The sequence below is a fragment of the Xanthomonas sp. SHU 166 genome (assembly GCF_000364685.1).
GTDB lineage: Bacteria > Pseudomonadota > Gammaproteobacteria > Xanthomonadales > Xanthomonadaceae > Xanthomonas_A > Xanthomonas_A sontii.
The window spans coordinates 1-358 of record NZ_AQOJ01000557.1 but is presented as its reverse complement, the minus strand read 5'-3'; the positions used below and the strand labels follow the sequence as shown (position 1 = coordinate 358).

1 pseudogene is annotated in these 358 nt (G+C 70.9%); it reads right to left on the bottom strand.

Annotation, left to right across the window (positions count from 1 at the left end):
• Positions 1-160: 160 nt before the first annotated feature.
• Positions 161-358, bottom strand: a pseudogene (locus D180_RS14125) (bifunctional folylpolyglutamate synthase/dihydrofolate synthase); the annotation flags it as partial.

Here is a 358-nt window from a genome sequence, read left to right as displayed (position 1 = left end):
CAGGCCCCTTCACCAGCATCGGCAGGAAGATCACGGCGAGCGCTACCAGGACAAGGGCGCCAATCAATCGCTGTTTCAGGACGGTATCCACGGAAAGGCTGAGGGGGCGGCGTGGCGGAGTGCCGTGCCGATTATAAGGTGGGCCCGCGCGGAGGCGGGATCAGCCGGCTGAATGCAGCCAGTGCAAGGCCTCGGCGGCGGTATGGAACGAACCGAACACCAGCACCCGGTCGCCCGGCTGCGCCTGCGCCAACGCCGATTGCAGCGCCTGCACCACGCTCTCGGCGCCGCCGGCCTCGGCGGCGGCGGTCCCCGCCAGCCGCGTGCGCAACTGCGCAGCGCTCTGGCCGCGGTCGCC